Source organism: Kitasatospora sp. NPDC048286 (genome assembly GCF_043201735.1).
In the GTDB taxonomy this organism is placed as follows: domain Bacteria; phylum Actinomycetota; class Actinomycetes; order Streptomycetales; family Streptomycetaceae; genus Kitasatospora.
On the sequence record NZ_JBICZE010000006.1, the window covers coordinates 1 to 19834 of the forward strand.

Annotated in this window: 19 protein-coding genes and 1 tRNA gene; 15 read left to right on the forward strand and 5 right to left on the reverse strand. The window is 73.7% G+C overall.

Annotated elements, in window-relative coordinates; genetic code table 11:
• The 4 genes from ACGF13_RS15450 to ACGF13_RS15465 all read left to right on the forward strand — a co-directional run.
• Positions 1-270, forward strand: a 270-nt coding sequence (locus tag ACGF13_RS15450; protein ID WP_392874302.1) for an acyl-CoA dehydrogenase family protein, incomplete at its 5' end; no start/stop codon positions are given.
• 88 nt (positions 271-358) lie between these two features.
• Entirely contained in the window at positions 359-1099 is a 741-nt protein-coding gene (locus tag ACGF13_RS15455) for a TetR family transcriptional regulator (protein WP_392874305.1), read from the forward strand.
• A 192-nt stretch (positions 1100-1291) separates the two neighbouring features.
• Positions 1292-2653, forward strand: a complete 1362-nt coding sequence (locus ACGF13_RS15460; RefSeq protein WP_392874308.1) for a chloride channel protein — start codon at positions 1292-1294, stop codon at positions 2651-2653.
• A gap of 271 nt (positions 2654-2924) precedes the next feature.
• Positions 2925-3194, forward strand: coding sequence for a hypothetical protein (locus ACGF13_RS15465; RefSeq protein WP_392874311.1), 270 nt, complete (start codon positions 2925-2927; stop codon positions 3192-3194).
• A 157-nt stretch (positions 3195-3351) separates the two neighbouring features.
• On the opposite strand, the gene ACGF13_RS15470 is transcribed toward ACGF13_RS15465, so the two are convergent.
• Positions 3352-3439: transfer RNA gene (locus ACGF13_RS15470), tRNA-Leu, on the reverse strand.
• A gap of 291 nt (positions 3440-3730) precedes the next feature.
• Here ACGF13_RS15470 and ACGF13_RS15475 point away from each other — a divergent pair.
• From ACGF13_RS15475 to ACGF13_RS15485, 3 genes are all read left to right on the forward strand, one after another.
• The gene (locus tag ACGF13_RS15475) at positions 3731-5062 is read left to right on the forward strand and encodes a M20/M25/M40 family metallo-hydrolase (RefSeq protein ID WP_392874314.1); all 1332 of its coding nucleotides are present in this window, start codon (positions 3731-3733) and stop codon (positions 5060-5062) included.
• A 290-nt stretch (positions 5063-5352) separates the two neighbouring features.
• Positions 5353-5592 carry a chaplin gene (locus ACGF13_RS15480; protein ID WP_392874317.1) on the forward strand — a complete coding sequence of 80 codons (240 nt, stop codon included), beginning with the start codon at positions 5353-5355 and terminating at the stop codon, positions 5590-5592.
• A 282-nt stretch (positions 5593-5874) separates the two neighbouring features.
• The gene (locus ACGF13_RS15485; RefSeq protein WP_392874320.1) at positions 5875-6801 is read left to right on the forward strand and encodes a chaplin family protein; all 927 of its coding nucleotides are present in this window, start codon (positions 5875-5877) and stop codon (positions 6799-6801) included.
• A gap of 200 nt (positions 6802-7001) precedes the next feature.
• Here the strand turns inward: ACGF13_RS15485 and ACGF13_RS15490 are convergent, their stop codons facing one another.
• Positions 7002-7208, reverse strand: a complete 207-nt coding sequence (locus ACGF13_RS15490; protein ID WP_360261758.1) for a DUF5703 family protein — start codon at positions 7206-7208, stop codon at positions 7002-7004.
• 359 nt (positions 7209-7567) lie between these two features.
• Here ACGF13_RS15490 and ACGF13_RS15495 point away from each other — a divergent pair, with 359 nt between their 5' ends.
• Complete coding sequence (locus tag ACGF13_RS15495) at positions 7568-8173, forward strand: hypothetical protein (protein WP_392874322.1); 606 nt, start codon at positions 7568-7570, stop codon at positions 8171-8173.
• A 68-nt stretch (positions 8174-8241) separates the two neighbouring features.
• On the opposite strand, the gene ACGF13_RS15500 is transcribed toward ACGF13_RS15495, so the two are convergent.
• Positions 8242-10407: a helix-hairpin-helix domain-containing protein gene (locus ACGF13_RS15500; RefSeq protein ID WP_392874325.1), complete on the reverse strand. Its 2166-nt coding sequence runs from the start codon at positions 10405-10407 to the stop codon at positions 8242-8244.
• A 59-nt stretch (positions 10408-10466) separates the two neighbouring features.
• Positions 10467-11447, reverse strand: coding sequence for an aldo/keto reductase (locus tag ACGF13_RS15505; protein WP_392874328.1), 981 nt, complete (start codon positions 11445-11447; stop codon positions 10467-10469).
• Between the two features lie 251 nt (positions 11448-11698).
• On the opposite strand from ACGF13_RS15505, the gene ACGF13_RS15510 reads away from it, so the two are divergent.
• Positions 11699-12745: an LLM class F420-dependent oxidoreductase gene (locus ACGF13_RS15510; RefSeq protein ID WP_392874331.1), complete on the forward strand. Its 1047-nt coding sequence runs from the start codon at positions 11699-11701 to the stop codon at positions 12743-12745.
• Between the two features lie 33 nt (positions 12746-12778).
• On the opposite strand, the gene ACGF13_RS15515 is transcribed toward ACGF13_RS15510, so the two are convergent.
• Positions 12779-13759, reverse strand: a complete 981-nt coding sequence (locus ACGF13_RS15515; protein ID WP_392874334.1) for a magnesium and cobalt transport protein CorA — start codon at positions 13757-13759, stop codon at positions 12779-12781.
• Between the two features lie 179 nt (positions 13760-13938).
• Between ACGF13_RS15515 and ACGF13_RS15520 the strand changes: the two genes are divergently transcribed.
• The 6 genes from ACGF13_RS15520 (at position 13939) to mshC (ending at position 19803) form a co-directional block, all read left to right on the forward strand.
• Positions 13939-14631 (forward strand): MSMEG_4193 family putative phosphomutase, encoded by a 693-nt coding sequence (locus ACGF13_RS15520; RefSeq protein WP_392874337.1) that lies wholly within the window; start codon positions 13939-13941, stop codon positions 14629-14631.
• Between the two features lie 196 nt (positions 14632-14827).
• Positions 14828-15394, forward strand: a complete 567-nt coding sequence (locus ACGF13_RS15525) for a DUF3090 domain-containing protein (RefSeq protein WP_392874340.1) — start codon at positions 14828-14830, stop codon at positions 15392-15394.
• Between the two features lie 44 nt (positions 15395-15438).
• A complete protein-coding gene (locus ACGF13_RS15530) occupies positions 15439-16236 on the forward strand; it encodes an SCO1664 family protein (protein WP_392875751.1) in 798 nt (265 codons plus the stop codon).
• Between the two features lie 212 nt (positions 16237-16448).
• Positions 16449-17378: an AraC family transcriptional regulator gene (locus ACGF13_RS15535; RefSeq protein ID WP_392874343.1), complete on the forward strand. Its 930-nt coding sequence runs from the start codon at positions 16449-16451 to the stop codon at positions 17376-17378.
• 125 nt (positions 17379-17503) lie between these two features.
• Positions 17504-18331: a carbohydrate-binding protein gene (locus tag ACGF13_RS15540; RefSeq protein WP_392874346.1), complete on the forward strand. Its 828-nt coding sequence runs from the start codon at positions 17504-17506 to the stop codon at positions 18329-18331.
• A gap of 242 nt (positions 18332-18573) precedes the next feature.
• Complete coding sequence (gene mshC, locus ACGF13_RS15545) at positions 18574-19803, forward strand: cysteine--1-D-myo-inosityl 2-amino-2-deoxy-alpha-D-glucopyranoside ligase (protein WP_392874349.1); 1230 nt, start codon at positions 18574-18576, stop codon at positions 19801-19803.
• Positions 19804-19834 lie beyond the last annotated feature (31 nt).

The following is a 19834-nucleotide window of genomic DNA, read 5'->3' on the forward strand; positions in this document are numbered from 1 at the left end:
AAGCTGGAGGCGGCGCGTCAGATGACGTATGTCGCGGCGGCGAAGTCGCAGCGTGGGGACGCGGATCTGACGTTCTTCGGTGCGGCGGCGAAGTGTTACGCGTCGGACGCGGCGATGGAGATCGCGACGGACGCGGTGCAGTTGCTGGGTGGGTACGGGTACACCCGGGACTATCCGGTGGAGCGGATGATGCGGGACGCGAAGATCACGCAGATCTACGAGGGGACCAACCAGGTCCAGCGGATCGTGATGGCCCGCAACCTCCCGTAACCCGCGCCGACACACCCCCGACGGCCGGGCCGGTCAGCCGCCCGGCCGTCGGGGGCCGACGCATCCTCCCGATGCTAAGTTCCGGTGAATGAGCGAGAAGGAAGAGCAGGACCAGCCCATGAACGACGGGCCCTCGAAGCCGGCGATGCGCGAGGCGCTGGTGGCCGCGGCCTTCGAGCTCTTCCTGGAGCGCGGCTTCGAACAGACGACCGTCGACGACATCGTGTCGCTGGCCGGCGTCGGCCGGCGCTCCTTCTTCCGCTACTTCCCGGCCAAGGAGGACGTGGTCTTCCCCGACCACGAGCGCAGCCTCGCCGAGATGACGGAGTTCCTGGAGTCCGGCACCGGCGAGGAGGACCCGGTCAGGCACGCCTGCGACGCCGCCCGCCTGGTCCTGCGGATGTACGCCGAGCAGCCCTCCTTCTCCGTCCAGCGCTACCGGCTGACCCGCAGGGTGCCCGGCCTGCGGGCGTACGAGCTGTCCGTGGTCTGGCGCTACGAGCACACCCTCGCCGCGTACCTGCGCGGCCGCTTCGCCGACCGCCCGGACGGCCCGCTGCGGGCGGACGTGATCGCCGCCGCCGTCGTCGCCGCGCACAACCACGCCCTGCGCACCTGGCTGCGCTCGGGCGGGGAGAGCGACTGGGTGGTCGAGGTGGACGCGGCGATGGCCTTCGTCACCGGCACCTGGGGCGACCGCCCGGCCGAGGGCGCCGCCGAGGGCGAGTCCGAAGACGTTGTGGTCCTGGTCGCCAGCCGCCGGGCGCCGCTGTGGCGGATGGTCCAGGGCATCGAGAGCGCGCTGGGCACCGACGCCCGCCAGGTCTGACCCCCCACCCGGGCCGCCACCCTCGCCCCCACCCGTCCGTCACCCCCGCCCTCACCCGATCGGAGCAGCCGGGTCCGCCGCGGCCCCGCTGACGGCCCGTGCGCCGTGCGGGGCTCCCGGCTCCGGGCGAGACTCGGTCGCAGGACGCGGCCTCCCGGGCAGCGGGCGGCCCGGGAGCGCGAGGGAGCGGCGATGCCGACGACGTCCCGGCAGCCGGACGGCGGTCCGACCCTGCACGAAGTGCTGAGGCACCGGGGCTACCTCCGCCTGCTGCTGCTCTCCGGGCTGGTCGGCGTCCCGGTCTCGCTGGCCGCGTTCGGCTTCGTCAGCCTGGAGCACGAACTCCAGCACTGGGTCTGGGAGAGCCTGCCGACGGCGGCCGGCTACGGGCGCGCCCCCTGGTGGTGGCCGTTGCCCGCGCTGTTTCTGGCCGGCCTGCTGCTCGCCCCGATCGTGACCCGGCTGCCCGGGCGCGGCGGCCACGTCCCGGTGGACGGGCTCGGCGGCCCGCCCACCCCGCCGGTCGCCGTCCCCGGTGTGGTGCTGGCCGCGCTCGCCGGCCTGCCGCTCGGCGTGGTGCTTGGCCCGGAGGCGCCGCTGATGGCGCTCGGCGGCGGGCTCGCCCTGCTCACCGTCCGGTCCGCCAGGCGGGCCGAACATCCGCAGCTGTTCGCGGTGTTGGGCACGGCGGGTGCGGCGGCGGCGATCTCCACCATCTTCGGCAGCCCGCTGGTGGCCGCCGTGATGGTGATCGAGGCGGCCGGGCTGGGCGGCCCGCAGCTGATCGCGCTGATCCTGCCCAGCCTGCTGGCCAGCGGGGTCGGTGCGCTGATCTTCACCGGCTTCGGCCACTGGACCGGCCTGGCGATCGGCGCGCTGTCGCTGCCGCACGTGCCGAAGAGCGGGGTGCCGGACGTGGCGGACTTCCTCTGGGGCGTCCCGCTGGCCGTCGCGATCGCCCTGTTCTGCGTGGTCGGCCAGAACGTCGGCCACCGGGTGAAGGCCCTCACCACGACCGGCACCGCCCGGCAGACCGCCGTGCGCACCGTGCTGTGCGCGGTCGCGGTCGGAGGCTGCCTCGCCGCGTACGCCCTGCTCACCGGGCGCTCCCCGGAAGAGGCCGCGCTCTCCGGACAGGCCACCCTGGCCGCGCTCGCCGCCGACCCGGCCGCCTGGTCGATCGCCGCGCTGCTCGCCCTCGCGCTCTGCAAGGGGCTGGGCTGGTCGATCGCCCTCGGAAGCCTGCGCGGAGGCCCGATCTTCCCGGCGCTCCTGCTCGGGGCGGCCCTCGGCATGGCCTGCGCACCGCTGCCCGGCTTCGGCACCGCGCCGGCCCTGGCCGTCGGCCTGGCGGCCTCCGGCGCCGCCGTCACCGGCCTGCCAGTCACCAGCGCCGTCCTCGCCGAGGCCCTGCTCGGCGGTGAGGCGGCGAACTCGATGCCGCTGCTGATCGTGTCCACGGTGGCGGCCTTCATCACCGCGGAGTGGCTGCGCGGGCGGCCGAGGCAGCAGACCGACCCGACCGGCCGAACGGAGGCGGTGGAAGTCGGCTGACGCCCGGCCCCCGTCCCCGGCCCTGGCCCCGGCCGTCCACGTCCGAGCCGGAGCGGAGAGTGGCGAGGGTATGCTCCAGCCGACTGATCCTCAGAAATGGGCATACGAACTGTATTTCCGCTGGTAGGAGCGGCGATTCTGACGGGGCGTAAGGGCCGTACGGGTTCCGGCGTCGGTTGCGGCGGGATGCGGGGCGTGGCTCTCTGAAGTCGCGGGGGTGCGGAACGGCACCGCCGCCTTCGAACCCCGAAACTCCGTGGAGGAGATCTGCATGCGTGCTTTCAAGCGTGTCCTGGCCGTCAGCGCCCTCACCGTCCCGCTGGTGATCGGTTGCGCCGGCCTGGCCTCGGCCCAGGAGGGCCTGGACGCGTCCTTCGGCAAGGGTCAGTTCATCGCCAACGAGAACGGTGCCGGCGTCGCCAGCACCCAGTCCTCCGTCAGCCCCGACGGGCTCTCGCACGCAGACTTCTGGATCTGGGCCGACGAGACCGGCGTCTACGGTTCCTTCACGGGCGCGGGCGCCACCTGGACCAAGGAGTGACCTGACCCTCGGATCCCCCTCGGAGTCCCCTCGGATCCCCCTCGGAGTCCCCGCGGACCCCGAGGGGGATCCTCCCGTTCGCGGAGGAACGCTGAGGAACGCGGAGAAAGCCGGAGCCGAAAAGCAGAAAGGCCCCAGATCAACTGGGGCCTTTCGTTGGTGTCCGAGGGGGGACTTGAACCCCCACGCCCGATAAAGGGCACTAGCACCTCAAGCTAGCGCGTCTGCCATTCCGCCACCCGGACCGGGTGTCGTCCTCGCGGCTTCCGATCTCTCGTCCGTCGCGCTGACAGATGTAACTGTAGCAAAGATCGGCTTGGGGTCCCAAAACGGTTCCCGGAGGACCGGCGGGGCCGGTGGCGGGGGCAAGGGGCGGCGTGTGGCGGGGGCGTGACCAGGGGGTTTCGGGAGCGTGCGGGGGGTGGATCGGGATCGGGGGCTGGGGGAGGATGGGCGGACGTGCTCGTACGGCCCGGGTGCAGGTCCCGGGGGTGGCGCGCTGGTGCGTCGGTGCGGGCCCAAGACGAGGAGTGACCGTGAGCGAGCGGAGCGAGTCGGCGGCGCCGAAGGTGACGGCTGAGTCGGAGGTCGCCGAGATCTGTCGCGATCTGATCCGGATCGACACCAGCAACTACGGGGACGGCTCCGGGCCGGGCGAGCGGAAGGCCGCCGAGTACGTGGCCGAACAGCTCGCCGAGTTCGGGCTGGAGCCGAAGATCTTCGAGTCGGCCAAGGGGAGGGCCTCCACCGTGGTCCGGATCGAGGGCGAGGACCGCTCCCGCCCGGGCCTGCTGATCCACGGCCACACCGACGTGGTGCCGGCCAACGCCGTGGACTGGACGTACGACCCGTTCGGCGGCGAGATCGCGGACGGCTGCGTCTGGGGGCGCGGCGCGGTCGACATGAAGGACATGGACGCGATGACCCTGGCGGTCATCCGCGACCGGCTGCGCACCGGGCGCAAGCCCCCGCGCGACATCGTGCTGGCCTTCCTCGCCGACGAGGAGGCCGGCGGCACCTACGGGGCGCGCTTCCTGGTGGACAAGCACCCGGGGCTGTTCGAGGGCGTGACCGAGGCGATCGGCGAGGTCGGCGGCTTCTCCTTCACCGTCAACGACCAGGTCCGCCTCTACCTGGTGGAGACGGCCGAGAAGGGCATGCACTGGATGCGCCTGACGGTCGAGGGCCGGGCCGGCCACGGCTCGATGGAGAACGACGACAACGCGATCACCGAGCTGTGCGAGGCGGTCGCCCGGCTCGGCCGGCACCAGTTCCCGCTGCGGATCACCAAGACCGTCCGGGCCTTCCTGGACGAGCTGTCGGACGCGCTCGGGGTCGAGCTGGACCCGGAGAACATGGACGAGACGCTGCGCGTGCTCGGCGGCATCGCCAAGATGATCGGCACCACGCTGCGCAACACCGCCCAGCCGACCATGCTCGGCGCGGGCTACAAGGTGAACGTGATCCCCGGTCAGGCCACCGCGCACGTGGACGGGCGCTTCCTGCCCGGCTACGAGGAGGAGTTCCTGGCCGAGCTGGACAGCGTGCTCGGCCCGCGCGTGAAGCGCGAGAGCCTGCACTCGGACAAGGCGATCGAGACCGGCTTCGACGGTGCGCTCGTCGAGGCGATGCAGACCGCGCTGCGCGCCGAGGACCCGATCGCCCGCGCGGTGCCGTACTGCCTGTCGGGCGGGACGGACGCCAAGTCCTTCCAGGACCTGGGCATCCGCTGCTTCGGCTTCGCGCCGCTCCAGCTGCCGCCGGAGCTGGACTTCGCCGGGATGTTCCACGGGGTGGACGAGCGGGTGCCGGTGGACGGCCTGAAGTTCGGCGCCCGGGTGCTGGACCGCTTCATCGACGCCTGCTGAGCGCGTGCCGGGTGCCCAGCTGAGGGCACTGCCGGAGGCCTGATCAGGCGACTGGGTCGGCCCGTTCCCGGAGCTTCGGGAGCGGGCCGACCGCATTGTCCGAGCTGATGATTGTGGGATGGGAAACAGAAGATCGACAGAAGCGATTCTGCAGGAAATTCCAGGCTGATCATTTGTGCGAGGCCTCACCGCTGCGAGTGAATGGGAGATCCGTTCCGTACCCCGTTTGCCGCAGCGTCGTTCATCCCTGTGCAGCCCGCCGAACGGGTTGCGTTGTCCATACAGGAGGAATGATGAAGGTCAAGAAGATCGCCGCTGTCACCGCCGCCACCGGTGGCCTGGTGCTCGCCGCCGCCGGTGTCGCGTCGGCTTACGCCGGCGCCGAGGGTGTGGCCGCCGGTTCCCCGGGTGTCCTCTCCGGCAACCAGGTCCAGGTCCCGGTGCACATCCCGGTCAACGTCTGCGGCAACACCATCAGCGTCGTCGGCGTGCTGAACCCGGCGTTCGGCAACCACTGCGCCAACGTCTGAGTCGACCTCCGGGCCAGCGAGGCCTGTTGAGCCGATTCGACCCGGCCCCCGGGCGGCGGACGCGCCGTACCGGGGGCGTTCGCGTCCCCGACGGATACACGGGGTCCGACACAATCGCTCGATCGGGTGAAGCCGATTCGTTCGACTCAACCTCCCCGTTGGCCCCTCGTTAACTCGTGTGCAGTCGAAGCCCTTGCGTGATTTACGGATCTACCGAAATTCCGACTGTTTTGAAGGTTCACGTCAAGGTCGACACGTCGTCTCGAAATGTCAGGGGAAAACATGAGGAATGTAGCCAAGAAGGGGATCCTCACGGCCGTGGCCACCGGCAGTGTGCTGGCCTCGACCGCCGGCTACGCCTACGCGGGGGGAACCGAGGCACAGGGGGTCGCCGCCGGTTCGGCGGGCGTCGTCTCGGGCAACTCGGTGCAGGTGCCGATCGAGGTGCCGATCAACGCCTGCGGTAACACGCTCGACGTGGTCGGTCTGCTGAACCCGTCCTTCGGCAACCACTGCGCCAACGTCAACGGCGGCGGGGGTCACCACGCGTCCAAGCCCTCCCAGGGCAGCCAGCCCGGCGGCTCGGGCGCCACCGGCAGCGGCCAGGCCGGCAGCGGCACCGGCGGTTCCGGCGCCACCGGGATTCCGGGTACCAGCGGGATCCCGGGCACCAGCGGTATCCCGGGTACGAGTGGGATCCCCGGCACCGCCGGAGTCCCCGGCACCACGGGCATCCCGGGTACCGCGGGCATCCCGGACGCCGCCACGGTGCCGGGTGCGAGCGCCTCCGGTGTCGCCGCCAACTCGCCGGGCGTGCTCTCCGGCAACAGCGTCCAGGCGCCGGTCGACGTCCCGGTCAACGCCTGCGGCAACTCGGCGAACGTGGCCGGTGTCGGCAACCCGGCCTTCGGCAACGAGTGCGCCAACGTCGAGGAGGCCGTCCCGGTCACCCCGGCCCCGCCGGCCGAGGGCTGCGCCGAGGCCTGCCCGACCCCGCCGCAGGTCTCCGCCGAGGAGGTGCCGAACGTCGCGCGCACCGGCGCTCCGGACACCGCCGCCGAGACCGCCGTCGCGGCGCCCGCCGCGGCTCCGGCCGCTCAGCTGGCCTCCACCGGTGCCGGGAACGTCGAGCTGCTCGGGGCCGCCGGTCTCGCGCTGCTGCTCGGCGGTGGCGTGCTCTACCGCCGGGCCCGCGCCGGCGTCCGCTGACCCGCTCGGCCGGGGATCGGGGCCCGTCGTCGGACTCGCGCCCGCGGGGCGAGTCCGAGGACGGGCCCCGCGGTGCGAGCCGCGCCAGGGCGGTGCGCACCGGCCGTGGGAACGGCGCACCCGCGGCCGCCGGGCAACGGCGGCCGCGGGTGCGTGAAAGCTCGGTGTGGGTTCCGCCAGGGGGCACGGTGCCCCGCCCGTCACCAGCTCCGGACCTGCCGGATGATCCGCCGCTTCAGCCGGACCGTCCGGCTGCCGTCGGGGAACAGCCTGAGCCGGTCGAGCTCCCAGTGCCCGTACTCGGCGTGCTCGGTGAGTAGTTGGCGTGCCGCGTTGCGGGTGGTGCCGCGCGGCATGCGCAGGGACTGGTACTCGTACTCCGGCTGCCGGACCGGCTTCCGTGGGATCAAAACGCTCCTCCTGGAGATCACCTGAAGGGCAAGCCTACGGCCTGCCCCGGACGGGCGGCCCGGGTGTTTCCGGCCGTCCTCCCGCGGGGGAGCGGCGGCCCGAGGGGGTGCCACCCGGGCCCGTCGACTGACAGTGCATCAGCCCCGTTGCCACTGTGGAGGGGATACCCCGATCCCGGCGCGCGAAGCGGCACCCGGACGGCCCCGGTGCGCGCCCTCCGCGCCCGCTTCGCGCCGGTGCCACGCGAGGACGAAAGGGAATGGATCGGACATCAGGGGGGAAGTTGCGGTGAAATCGCGGGTGTAGATGACAACCGCTGTGCGTACCGGCGTCGCGGGGAGATAGCGTCTGCACCATGTCTGATGCCGCGCAGCCCACCATTGCCGAGGTACGCGCCGCCGCTGAGGCGGTCAAGGCCGCCATCGACCGTCATCTGGAAGCGGTGTCAAGCCCCAACGCAGCCGACGATCCGGCCGTTTCCGCCGCCTACGAGCAGCTCGCGACGGCGGCCATCGCCTACGACCAGCTCCTGTACGAGGCCTACGACGAGGTCACGCCCTTCGAGATCCCGGGGGACGAGGGGCCCGGCGGGTACCACGGCCCCGAACAGCCCGAGGCGATCAGCGTGTTGATCCGCCGCGACTACCACGTCGTCGATTCCAAGCGGCTGCGTGCCCAGGCCGAGCGGCTGGACGAGTCGCTGACCCCGGGCGGGGCCGGCGCGGGCGGGGTGAACGCCGCGATCGGCGTGCTGTTCGGCGAGTACGAGCCCGACGAGATCGCCGCCCGCAGCGAGGAGTTCGGCCTGGAGGAGGCCGACTCGACGCTCTGGGTCGCGGCCGCCGAGCCGACGGAGCCGGGCGAGTGGCTGCCGGAACCCTTCGAGCACGCCGATCCGCAGCTGCTGATCTGCCGGTTCGACGTGAGCGAGGTCTACGACGACGAGGACCCGGACGACTGACGCCGTCCGGAAGACGGCCGACGGGCGGGCCCGGGATCACCGGGGCCCGCCCGTCGTGCGTTTGCGCCTCAGTACTCCGAGGCCGCGGTGTTCTCGGCGAGGACCGCCCGCAGCCGGGTGGTGCGCGGCTGCGCCTGGCGCTCGGCGACGGCCTGGGCGAGCGCCGGGCCCGCCGCGTGCACCACGGACAGGTGCCGCTCGCCGCGGCCGAAGGCGGTGTAGACCCACTGCCGGGTCAGGGCGGGGGCGGCGTCCTCCGGAAGCACCACCACCGCGCCCGGCCAGCGCCGGCCGAGGGCCTGGTGGACGGTCAGCGCCCAGCCGTGCCGCAGCCGGGCGGCCTCGGCGGGCGGGACGGTCCGGCGCGAGCCGTCGGCGTACTCCAGGTGCAGACCGGTGGCGTCGCCGTCCAGCACCCGGGCCGGGCGGGTGACGCCGGGGGTGGGGGAGTCGACCACCCGGTCGCCCGGGTCGAAGCCGCCGAACCGGCCGGGGCCGGGGTTGAGCCTGGCCTTGGCGGCGGCGTTCAGCGCGCGGGTGCCGGCCGGGCCGCCGTGGCCCGGGGTGAGCAGCACCACCTGCTCGACCGGGATGCCCAGCGCGCGCGGGATGGAGTCGGTGAGCAGCTGGACGGCCCGGTGGACGGCCTCGCCGGCGTCCTTGGCGGTCAGGATGACCACCTCCTTGTCCGGCGCCTCGACCGGCTGGAGCTCGCCGATGCCGACACCGGAGACCAACTCGCCGATCGGGCCGAAGTCCGGGGTGCGGGAGGCGACCGCCGGGCAGGCCTTGGCGGCCAGCAGGTCGGCGAAGAACCGGCCGGGGCCGGCCGACCAGAGCTGGCCCGGGTCGCCGCTGAGCACCAGCCGGGTGCCGTCGGCCAGCGACTCCAGGACGGTGGCGGCCAGTTCGACGTCCAGCAGCGGGGCGTCCAGCACGACCAGCAGGTCGAGGGCGAGCGTGCCGTCCGGGGCGCGGCCGGGGCCGGCGGCGCCGGAGAGCAGGTCGGCGAGGGTGACCACGGGGGCCTCACCACCGGCGCCCGGGCCGGCGAGCGCGGCGAGCGAGTCCCGGCCCTGGTCGGTCCAGGTGGCGGCCCAGGCCCGCAGCCCGAGGCCGCGGGCGGCAGTGACCAGCGCGGCCGGCTCGGCGCGGGCCGCCTCGCCGCCGGTGTGCAGCACCAGGGCGTGCTCGGCGACGGCCTTGACCAGGGCGGTCGCGGAGGAGGACGGTGCGGCCCCGGCGGCGGCCGCCCAGGCGGTCGGGCCGGGGTCGACGGGGGTCTGCTCGGCGGAGCCCTCGGCGGGGGCGGCCGCTTCGCCGGCCCCGGCCCCGGCCCCGTCCTCGGCCTTGTCCTCGGCCCCGGTCCCGTCGGGGACCTCGGCCTCCTCGGAGCCCTCGGCCTCCTGCGGGTCCTCGCCCGGTACGAAGGTGGCCATCAGCTGGAGCAGCTTCTCGGCGAGGCTGTCCTCGGCCATCGCCAGCCCCTCCAGCGCGAGCAGCGTGCGGGTCGGCGCCTCGTCCTCGTCGCCGCCCGGCGTGTGCGCCTCGGCGCCGGTCAGCTCCTCCTGGAAGGGCAGCACCCGCCCGTCCGCGACGGCGGCCTGGATCGCGGTGGCCGGGTCGGGCATCCGGAGCCGGGTGAGCCCGGCCGCGACCTCGGGCAGTTCCAGGGCCGAGTGCCCGCGCAGCGCCGCCTGCTCCAGCAGCCACGGCACCAGCGCCCGGGCGCGGCGCTCGTCGCCCGGGGCGGCATCGGGGCCGAGCAGCTTCTGGGCGAAGCCGTCCGCGTGCTCGGGTCGGACGCCGGGCAGGCCCAGCACCGCCCACGGGTCGTCGCGCAGCCGCTCGGGGGCCTCCTCGCCGAGCGCGGCCACGGCGGCGGCCGCCAGCTCGGCCGGGGCGCCGCCGGCGGCCAGCACCTCGGCGGTGGCGTGCAGCGCGTCGCCGTGCTGCCGCTCGGGCACCGCGGCGGCGGGGGTGGCGGCGGCCGGGGCGGCCGCCGCAGGAGCCCGCGGTCCGGACGCGGCGGACTCTGCCCCCGCGGGCCCCGACGCCTGCGGCCCCGAGGCCTGCGGCGCGGGGATCCGTGCGGCCGGGGCCGCGGCCCCGGGCCCCTGGGCGGCGATCTCCCGCATCCGCCGTGCCAGCTCGGCGACCTTCGCGGCCTTCTCCTCCGGGGTCAGCTGGGCCCCGTCGGTCACCTCCGGAGCGCCGTTCCCCGTGTCAGTCATCGTCGTCCGCTCCAAAGGTCACTCCACTGCAGGTTCTGCTCGACAACCCGGGCCCGGGGTCACAGCTCGGTCCACCCCTGGTCCGGGTAGTGGTGCACCGGCGACGAGATGTCGTCCAGCGCGCCACGGATCTCATCCGGAAGCGTAAGCGCCTCCACCGACAGCGCCGCCTGCAGCTGGGCCACCGTCCGCGCCCCGACCAGGGCGCTCGCCACCCCGGGCCGGTCCCGGACCCAGGCCAGCGCGACCTCCAGCGGGGTGCTGGCGAGCCCGTCGGCGGCGGTGGCGAGGGCGTCCACGATCCGCCGCGAGCGCTCTCCGAGGTAGGGCTGGACGAACCCGGTCAGGTACGGCGAGGCGCCGCGCGAGTCCTGCGGGATGCCGTGCCGGTACTTGCCGGTGAGCACCCCGCGCCCGAGCGGCGAGCCGGCCAGCACCCCGACCCCGGCGTCCAGCGCGGCGGGCAGGGCCTCCCGCTCGATGCCGCGCTGGAGCAGCGAGTACTCCAGCTGCGCCCCGGCCAGCGGCACCCGTCCGTGGTGGGCGTGCTGCCAGGTGGCGGCCTTGGCGAGCTGCCAGCCGCTGAAGTCGCAGACCCCGACGTAGCGGGCGCGCCCGGAGGAGACGGCGATGTCGAGGGCGTTGAGCGTCTCCTCGACCGGGGTGGCCGGGTCGAAGGAGTGCACCTGCCACAGGTCGACGTGGTCCGTGCCGAGCCGGCGCAGCGAGGCGTCCAGGGCGGCGAGCAGGTGGCCGCGCGAGCCGTCGAAGCGGCGGGCGGACTCGGGGGCGCTGCCGGCCTTGGTGGCGATGACGAGTTCGGAGCGCGGGATCAGGTTGTCGGTGAGCCGGGAGATCAGGTACTCGGCGCCGCCGTCCGCGTACACGTCGGCGGTGTCGACCAGGTTGCCGCCGGCGTCGACGAACTCCTTGAGCTGCTCCGCGGCCTCCTGCTCGTCGGTGTCCCGGCCCCAGGTCATGGTGCCGAGGCCGAGCCGGGAGACCTGCAGGCCGGTACGGCCGAGGTGACGCTTGTCCATCGGACGGGCCCTTCACTGGCCGGTGGCCCCGGGAGCCCCGGAAGCCGTGTAAACGCGCAGGTGGGGAGAGTGCTCCCCGCCCCGGCCGAGCGTAGCGGTCGGGGCCCGGACAGGGGTGCAGACCCGCAGAACGATCACTGCGGCACGAACCCGCGCGACTGTGACCCAGACCACCCCTACCGGTCAGTAGCATGTCCGGCGCGGGCGCGGTTACCCTCGCCACAACCCCAACCCACTGGAAGGTGCGGCAGATGCGACTCGGGATCAACCTCGGCTACTGGGGACTCGGCATGGACGCCGACAACATCGCCGTGGCCCAGGAGGCGGACCGGCTCGGCTACTCCGTCTGCTGGGCGGCGGAGGCGTACGGCTCGGACGCCGCGACGGTGCTCAGCTTCGTCGCCGCGAAGACCGAGCGGATCGACGTCGGCTCGGCCATCTTCCAGATCCCGGCGCGTACCCCGGCGATGACCGCGATGACCGCCGCCACCCTGGACACCCTGTCCGGCGGCCGGTTCCGGCTCGGCCTCGGCGTCTCCGGCCCGCAGGTGTCCGAGGGCTGGTACGGCGTGAAGTTCGACAAGCCGCTCGCCCGCACCCGCGAGTACGTGGAGATCATCCGCAAGGCGATGTCCCGCGAGCGCCTGGTGCACGAGGGCGCCAACTGGACGCTGCCGCTGCCCGGCGGCCCCGGCAAGCCGATCAAGCTCACCGTGCACCCGGTGCGCGAGCACATCCCGCTGTACATCGCCGCGATCGGTCCGAAGAACCTGGAGCTGACCGGTGAGATCGCCGACGGCTGGCTCGGCATCTTCTTCTCGCCCGAGCACTCCGCGCTCTCCCTCGACCCGCTGACGGCGGGCCGCGCCAAGGCCGGGAAGACGCTGGAGGGCTTCGACCTCTGCCCGACGGTGAACCTCGCCGTCGGCGAGGACATCAAGGCCGGGGTCGACGGCCTGCGCTCCTACGCCGCGCTCTACATCGGCGGCATGGGCAGCAAGGAGAAGAACTTCTACAACCAGCTCGCCCGGCGGATGGGCTACGAGCAGGCCGCCGACGAGGTCCAGGAGAAGTACCTGGCCAGGGACTACGCGGGCGCCGCGGCCGCCGTCCCGCACGACCTGATCGACGCCACCTCGCTGATCGGCGACACCGCCCGGATCGCCGACCGGATGCAGGCCTACGCCGACGCCGGCGTCACCACGCTCACCCTGGCCCCGTCCGGCTTCACCCTGGACGAGCGGATCCGGGCGCTGCGCACCGGCGTCGAGGCGCTGGAGCGGGCCGGCCTGGCCTGACCGGCCCGCCCGGTGGCCGGTCGTCAAGCGGCACTACAGCCAGTCGTGCCGCTTGAACACCCGGTGCAGCACCAGGCAGACCACCAGCATCAGCACCAGCACCGCCGGGTACCCCCAGACCTGGCGCAGCTCGGGCATGTGCTCGAAGTTCATCCCGTAGATGCCCGCGATCATCGTCGGTACGGCGGCCAGCGCCGCCCAGGCCGAGATCTTCCGCATGTCGTTGTTCTGCTGGACGCTGACCTGCGCCAGGTTGGCGTTCAGGATGTCGGACAGCAGCCGGTCCATGCCCTCCACCTGGTCGTTCACCCGGGCCACGTGGTCGGCGACGTCCCGCAGGTAGGGCGCGGTCTCGGGGCGGACGAAGCGGGCGCCGCGCTCCAGGGCCAGCATCGGCTCCACCAGCGGGCCGACGGCCCGGCGTACGGACATCACCTGGCGCTTGTAGCCGTAGATCCGGCCGGCGGTGTCGCTGCCGACCCGGCCGGGGGAGAAGATGTCCGCCTCCAGCTCGTCCAGGTCGGACTGGAGCGCGGCCGCCACGTCCACGTAGCCGTCCACGATGGTGTCGCAGACCTGGTGCAGCACCGAGCTGGGCCCGTACCGCAGTTGCTCGGGATCCTGTTCCAGGGCGGCCCGCAGGCCGCTGAGCGGACTGTCCTCGCCGTGCCGGACGGTCATCACGAAGTCCGGGCCGAGGAAGACCATCACCTCGCCGACCGTGACGACGTGCCCGCCGGGGTGGTAGCCGAGGGTCTTCAGAGCGACGAACAGCGAGCCCTGGTAGGCCTCCACCTTGGGGCGCTGGTGGGCGCTGACGGCGTCCTCGACGGCCAGCGGGTGCAGTGCGAACTCCTTTCCGACGCGGCCGAGTTCCTCGGTGGTGGGCTCGAACAGGCCTATCCAGACGAAGCCGCCCGGACCGGCCGCGCGGGCGGCGGCGAGCGCGCCGGCGGGATCCTCGGGGGCCTCGATCCGGCGGCCGTCGTGGTAGGCGGCGCAGTGGACGATCATGGGGGCCATTGTCACCCGGGCGGGGCCGACCGGCACGGATCCGGGGCAACCAGGGTCTGTCTCCTGGATCCTTGCCTGATCCGACGAAACCCAGGAGACAGGCCCGAGGCCCACCGGGCGGGACGTCCGGCAGGGAGAGCGGGGCCCACCGCGGAGCCCGGAGGCCGTAGGCTGACCCCATGCCCACGCTGCTGCTCGTCCGTCACGGCCGCTCCACCGCGAACACCGCCGGAATCCTGGCCGGTTGGACGCCCGGCGTGGACCTCGACGACACCGGTCGGGCGCAGGCCGCCGCGCTCGCCGGTCGGCTGGCCGGCATCCCGCTGGTGCAGGCGGTCAGCAGCCCGTTGGAGCGCTGCCGGCAGACGCTGGAGCCGCTGCTGGCGGTCCGTCCCGAGCTGGGCCCGCCGACCGAGGACGAGCGGCTGGGGGAGTGCGACTACGGCGACTGGACCGGCCGGCCGCTGGCCGAGCTGGCCAAGGAGCCGCTCTGGCGCACGGTGCAGGACCACGCCGCGGCGGCCGCCTTCCCCGGCGGGGAGTCGCTGCGCGCGCTGAGCCACCGCACGGTGGACGCGGTGCGCGAGTGGAACCGGAAGATCGCCGCCGAGCACGGCGAGGACGCGGTCTGGGTCGCCTGCTCGCACGGGGACGTGATCAAGGCCGTGGTGGCCGACGCGCTCGGGCTGCACCTGGACCACTTCCAGCGGATCAGCGTCGAGCCCTGTTCGGTCACCGCGATCCGCTACACCGCCCAACGGCCCTTCGTGCTGAGGATGGGTGACACCGGCGACCTCGCCTCGCTCGCCCCCAGGCCCCGTCCGGCCGAGGCCACCCCGGCCGGCGACGCGGTGGTCGGCGGCACCGTCTGAGTCGCGCCGCCGACGGGCCGCCCGGGGAGGCACCGTCCGGGCGGCACCGTCCGCTTCCCCGGGTGCCACCCCGCCCGCGGCCGTCGGCTCGGCTCCCCGGCCGGAGCCCGAAGGTCGTAGGGTGACTGATGAGTCCATCCGGCCGCGATCCAGCCCCTGTGGAACCGCGCCGACCGACACGATCCGGAGCGAGAGCGTGCCCCGTCAGGTCTTCTTCTACGACCAGCCCGAGCGGTTCGTGGCCGGCACCGTCGGCCAGCCCGGTGCCCGGGCGTTCTACCTCCAGGCCAGCGCCCGGGGCCGGATCACCAGCGTGCTGCTGGAGAAGACCCAGGTCGCCGCGCTCGCCGAGCGCATCGAGGAGGTCCTGGACGAGGCGCTGCGGCGCAGCGGCGGCGACGCCGCCATCCCGGCCGCCGCCCCGAAGGACCTGCTCGACACCGCCCCGCTGGACCTCCCGCTGGAGCAGGAGTTCCGGGTCGGCACCATGGCCCTGGCCTGGGACAGCGTGGACGCCTGCCTGGTGGTCGAGGCGCAGGCGCTGGTCGAGGAGGACGAGGAGGAGGCCGCCGAGGCGGTCTTCACCGACGACGAGAACGGCCCGGACATGCTGCGGGTGCGGCTGTCCGGCGCGATGGCCAGGGTCTTCGCCAGGCGCGCGCTGGACCTGGTCGCGGCCGGCCGCAAGCCCTGCCCGTTCTGCAACCTTCCGCTCGACCCGGAGGGCCACCTGTGCCCGCGCGCGAACGGCTACCGGCGCTGAACACCGACACTCCGCCGCAGGCCGACCCGTCGGCCGCCGCCGCGCTGGCCGCCGACGTGCCCACGGCCCTCGCGCTGCTGCGCCAGGGCGAGCTGACCGTGCACGGCCGGCTCACCGACGCCTCCAACGCCGCGCTGTACTGCACGGTGGCGCACGGCTCGCTGAGCGCGCAGGCCGTCTACAAGCCGGTGGCCGGCGAGCGACCGCTGTGGGACTTCCCCGACGGCACGCTGGCCGGGCGCGAGGTCGCCGCGTACGAGCTGTCGGCCGCGACCGGCTGGGCGCTGATCCCGCCCACCGTGCTGCGCGAGGGCCCGCACGGGGTCGGCATGGTGCAGCTGTGGGTCGAGCCGGACCCGGGGGCCGAGCCGCTGCTGGCGCTGCAGGACCCGCGCGGCCCGGAGGCGGGCTGGCTGCCGATCGTCCGGGCCGAGGTCGAGGGCGGGCGGACGGCCCTGCTGGTGCACCACGACGACCGGCGGCTGCGCCGGCTCGCCGTCCTGGACGCGGTGCTGAACAACGCCGACCGCAAGGGCGGCCACCTGATCCCGGCCGCCGACGGCCGGGTGTACGGCATCGACCACGGCGTCACCTTCAACACCGAGGACAAGCTGCGCACCCTGCTCTGGGGTTGGGCCGGGGACCCGCTGTCCGTCGAGGCGCTGGAGGTGCTGGCCAGGCTGGCCGAGCAGTTGGACGGTGAGCTCGCCGAGCGGCTCGCCCCGCACCTGACGGCGGCCGAACTGGACGCCACCCGGGCCCGGGTGGCCGGATTGCGCGGTTCCGGCCGGCACCCGCTGCCGCCGGAGGACTGGCCCGCGATCCCCTGGCCGCCGGTGTAGCGAGTGCGGCCGGTGTAGCGAGTGCGGACGGTGTAGCCGGTGCGGCCGGGGCGCCTGCGGGCCCGCCCCGGCGCTCCGGTCCGGACCGGGGTCGCGGCCCGCCCGGGCATTCCGCTCCCGACCGCCCTGACCCACCAGTGGTCTGGACCGGTTCTCGAAAACGGCGACAGATGGTCTGGACCTGTCCCCGGAACAGGTCGCACACTGCTCCGATGGATGTGCGACGGACCACCCCCACCCCCCGAACCACGCCGGACCTGCCGTTGCACCGGTTACAGGTCCCGCTGCCCCACCTTCTCCCCTTCGCCGTCGGCAGTTTCGACGCGATCGGCCCGCTCTCCCGGGCGGGATTCCCGCACCGGCACTCGTTCTACGAGATCGTCCACGTCACCGGCGGCCATGGCGCCCACGTCCTGGACCTCGTCCACCGGCCGCTGGCGCCACCGCAGTTGTGCGTGATCACCCCCGGCCAGGTGCACTACTGGGCGGACGCCGAGGAACTGGCCGGCCGGGTCGTCCTGTTCAACGAGGACTTCCTGCTCGGCCACCCCCAGGACCTCGCCGCCCTGCGGGCCCTGGCCACCCGCCCCGCCCTCGCGCTCGGCGAGCAGGCCGACGCGATCGACGCGCTGCTCACCGACATGGAGCACGAGTACCGGACCAGGGCGCCCGGCTACCAGGGGGTGCTGCGGGCCAGTCTGCACATCCTGATCGTTCGGGCACTGCGCGCCTGTGCCCCGGCCGACCGCCCGGCGGTGCCCAGTCGCCCGGCCGAAGTGGCGGCCGCCTTCACCCGGTTGATCGCCCGGCCGGGCGGGGTGCGGCACTCGGTGGCCTCCAGCGCGCAGGAACTCGGCGTCTCCCCGGGGCACCTGCAGACCCTGGTGAAGCAGGCCACCGGCCGCACCCCCGGCGGGCTGATCCGCCACCAGCAGACCCTGGAGGCCAAACGGCTGCTCGCCTGCACGGATTTGACGATCCGTCAGGTCGCCAAGGAGGCGGGCTTCGTCGATCCGGCGTACTTCTGCCGGTTCTTCCGCCGGGAGACCGGGATGACCCCGGGGGAGTTCCGGGCCGGGGTCGACGGAAATCACCACGATCCCCGGATCATGTCCATCGCGGTCGCGCCGGACGGCCCGTAACTTTGCTGCTGGCCACCGGTGGCCGGTCCGGCGCGCGCGGACGGGCGGCCGGTCCGGCCCTTGTCATGCCCCCACCATGGCAAGGGCCGCCCCCACCTCCCCGCCTCACGAGAAGGAGACGGCGCATGCCCACGCCCGACGGCATGATCAGCCGCAAGACCGTCCTGAAGGCCGCCGCCGCGCTCGGGGCAGCCCCGCTGCTGGTCGGCGGCGGAGTGGCCCTGGCCCGGGACCAGATCCACAGCGGCGAACCGCTCGGCCTCACCCCCGAGTGCCACGACGGTGACGCCCCCACCGTCGAGCAGATCGAGGGTCCCTACTTCAAGCCCAACTCCCCGCTGCGCAGCTCGATGGTCAACGACGGGCCCGGCACCCACCTGGTCGTCAGCGGCTACGTCTTCGGCCGCGCCTGCCGGCCCGTCTCCGGGGTGCTGCTGGACTTCTGGCAGGCCGACAACGGCGGCAACTACGACAACGTCACCTACACCTTCCGCGGCCACCAGTTCACCGACGCCAACGGCGCGTACCGGCTGGACACCATCGTGCCCGGCCTCTACCCGGGCCGCACCCGGCACCTGCACGTCAAGCTCCAGGCCCCCGGCCGCTCGATCGTCACCACCCAGCTGTACTTCCCGGGCGAGCCGCGCAACAGCACGGACAGCATCTACGACCCCCGGCTGCTGATGAACGTCCGCCAGAACGGCCAGACCCGCGAGGCGAGCTTCGACTTCGTGCTGGACGTCCCGCAGACCCCCGGCACGCCGAGCCCCACCCCCACCCCGACCGGCGGGCCCAGCACACCGCCGCCGAGCGGGACCTGGGCAGCGGGCACCTCGTACAAGGCGGGCGACCGCGTCACCTACTCCGGCGTCTCCTACACCTGCCTCCAGGCGCACACCGCCATGGTGGGCTGGGAGCCGCCGAACGTGCCGGCCCTCTGGCAGCGGTCGTAGCGGCTCCGACCGCGTCCCCCGGGGCGCCGGGCGCCCGGTCGGCGGCAGGGCCGACCGGGCGCTCACCCGTGCCCGGCGCCGGGTCCCGTACGGCACGGCAGGTCCGGTACGGCACGGGCGTCACGCCGGCCGGTCCCGCGCACTACCAGTCGGGAAACTGTCGGGCAACGCCGGGAAGCGAATCCAGTCGATCTTTCGTACTGGTTAGGCTTTCAAATGTTCGCAAGGTTAAAGTTGTTTCCATGCATGCCTGGCCCGCCTCCGAGGTTCCCGCCCTGCCTGGTCAGGGGCTCCCCCTCCGTATCCACGACACCGCAGCGGGCACGGTCCGCGAGGTGGTGCCGCAGGACGGCACCGCCCGGATCTACGTCTGCGGCATCACGCCCTACGACGCGACCCACATGGGCCACGCCGCCACCTACAACGCGTTCGACCTGGTGCAGCGCGTCTGGAAGGACGCCGGCCACGACGTCCTGTACATCCAGAACGTCACCGACGTCGACGACCCGCTGCTCGCCCGCGCGGTCGAGACCGGCCAGGACTGGACGGCCCTGGCCGAGCGCGAGACGGCCCTGTTCCGCGAGGACATGACCGCGCTGCGGATGCTCCCGCCGGCCCACTACATCGGCGCCGTCGAGTCGATCCCGTGGATCGTCCCGATCGTCCAGAAGCTGCTGGCCTCCGGCGCCGCCTACAAGGTGGACGGCGACATCTACTTCTCGGTCGACGCCGACCCGCGCTTCGGCGAGGTCTCCGGCCTCACCCGTGAGGCCATGCGCCCGGTCTTCGCCGAGCGCGGCGGCGACCCGGAGCGCCCCGGCAAGCGCAACCCGCTGGACGCCCTGCTCTGGCTGGCCGCCCGCCCGGGCGAGCCCGCCTGGGACACCGAGCTCGGCCACGGCCGCCCCGGCTGGCACATCGAGTGCGTCGCCATCGCGCTGCAGTACCTCGGCATGTCCTTCGACATCCAGGGCGGCGGCAGCGACCTCTCCTTCCCGCACCACGAGATGGGCGCCGCGCACGCCCAGGTCGCCACCGGCACCCACCCGTACGCCAAGGCGTACGTGCACGCCGGCATGGTCGCCCTGGACGGCCACAAGATGTCCAAGTCCCGCGGCAACCTGGTCTTCGTCTCGGCGCTGCGCCGCGAGGGCGTCGACCCGGCGGCGATCCGCCTGGCGCTGCTCTCGCACCACTACCGCGCGGACTGGGAGTGGACCAAGAGCACCCTGGACGAGGCCGTCGAGCGTCTCGCCCGCTGGCGCGCCGCGGTCTCCCGCCCGGACGGCCCGTCGGCCGAGCAGCTGCTCGCCGAGGTGCGCGAGGCGCTCGCGAACGACCTGGACACGCCCGCCGCGCTGGCCGCGGTCGACCGCTGGGCGGCCGGCCAGGAGGCCGAGGGCGGCACCGACACCGGCGCTCCCGGCCTGGTGACCCGCACGGTGGACGCCCTGCTCGGCGTCGCGCTGTAACCCGCACCCGCACCACACGCCGAAGGGGCGT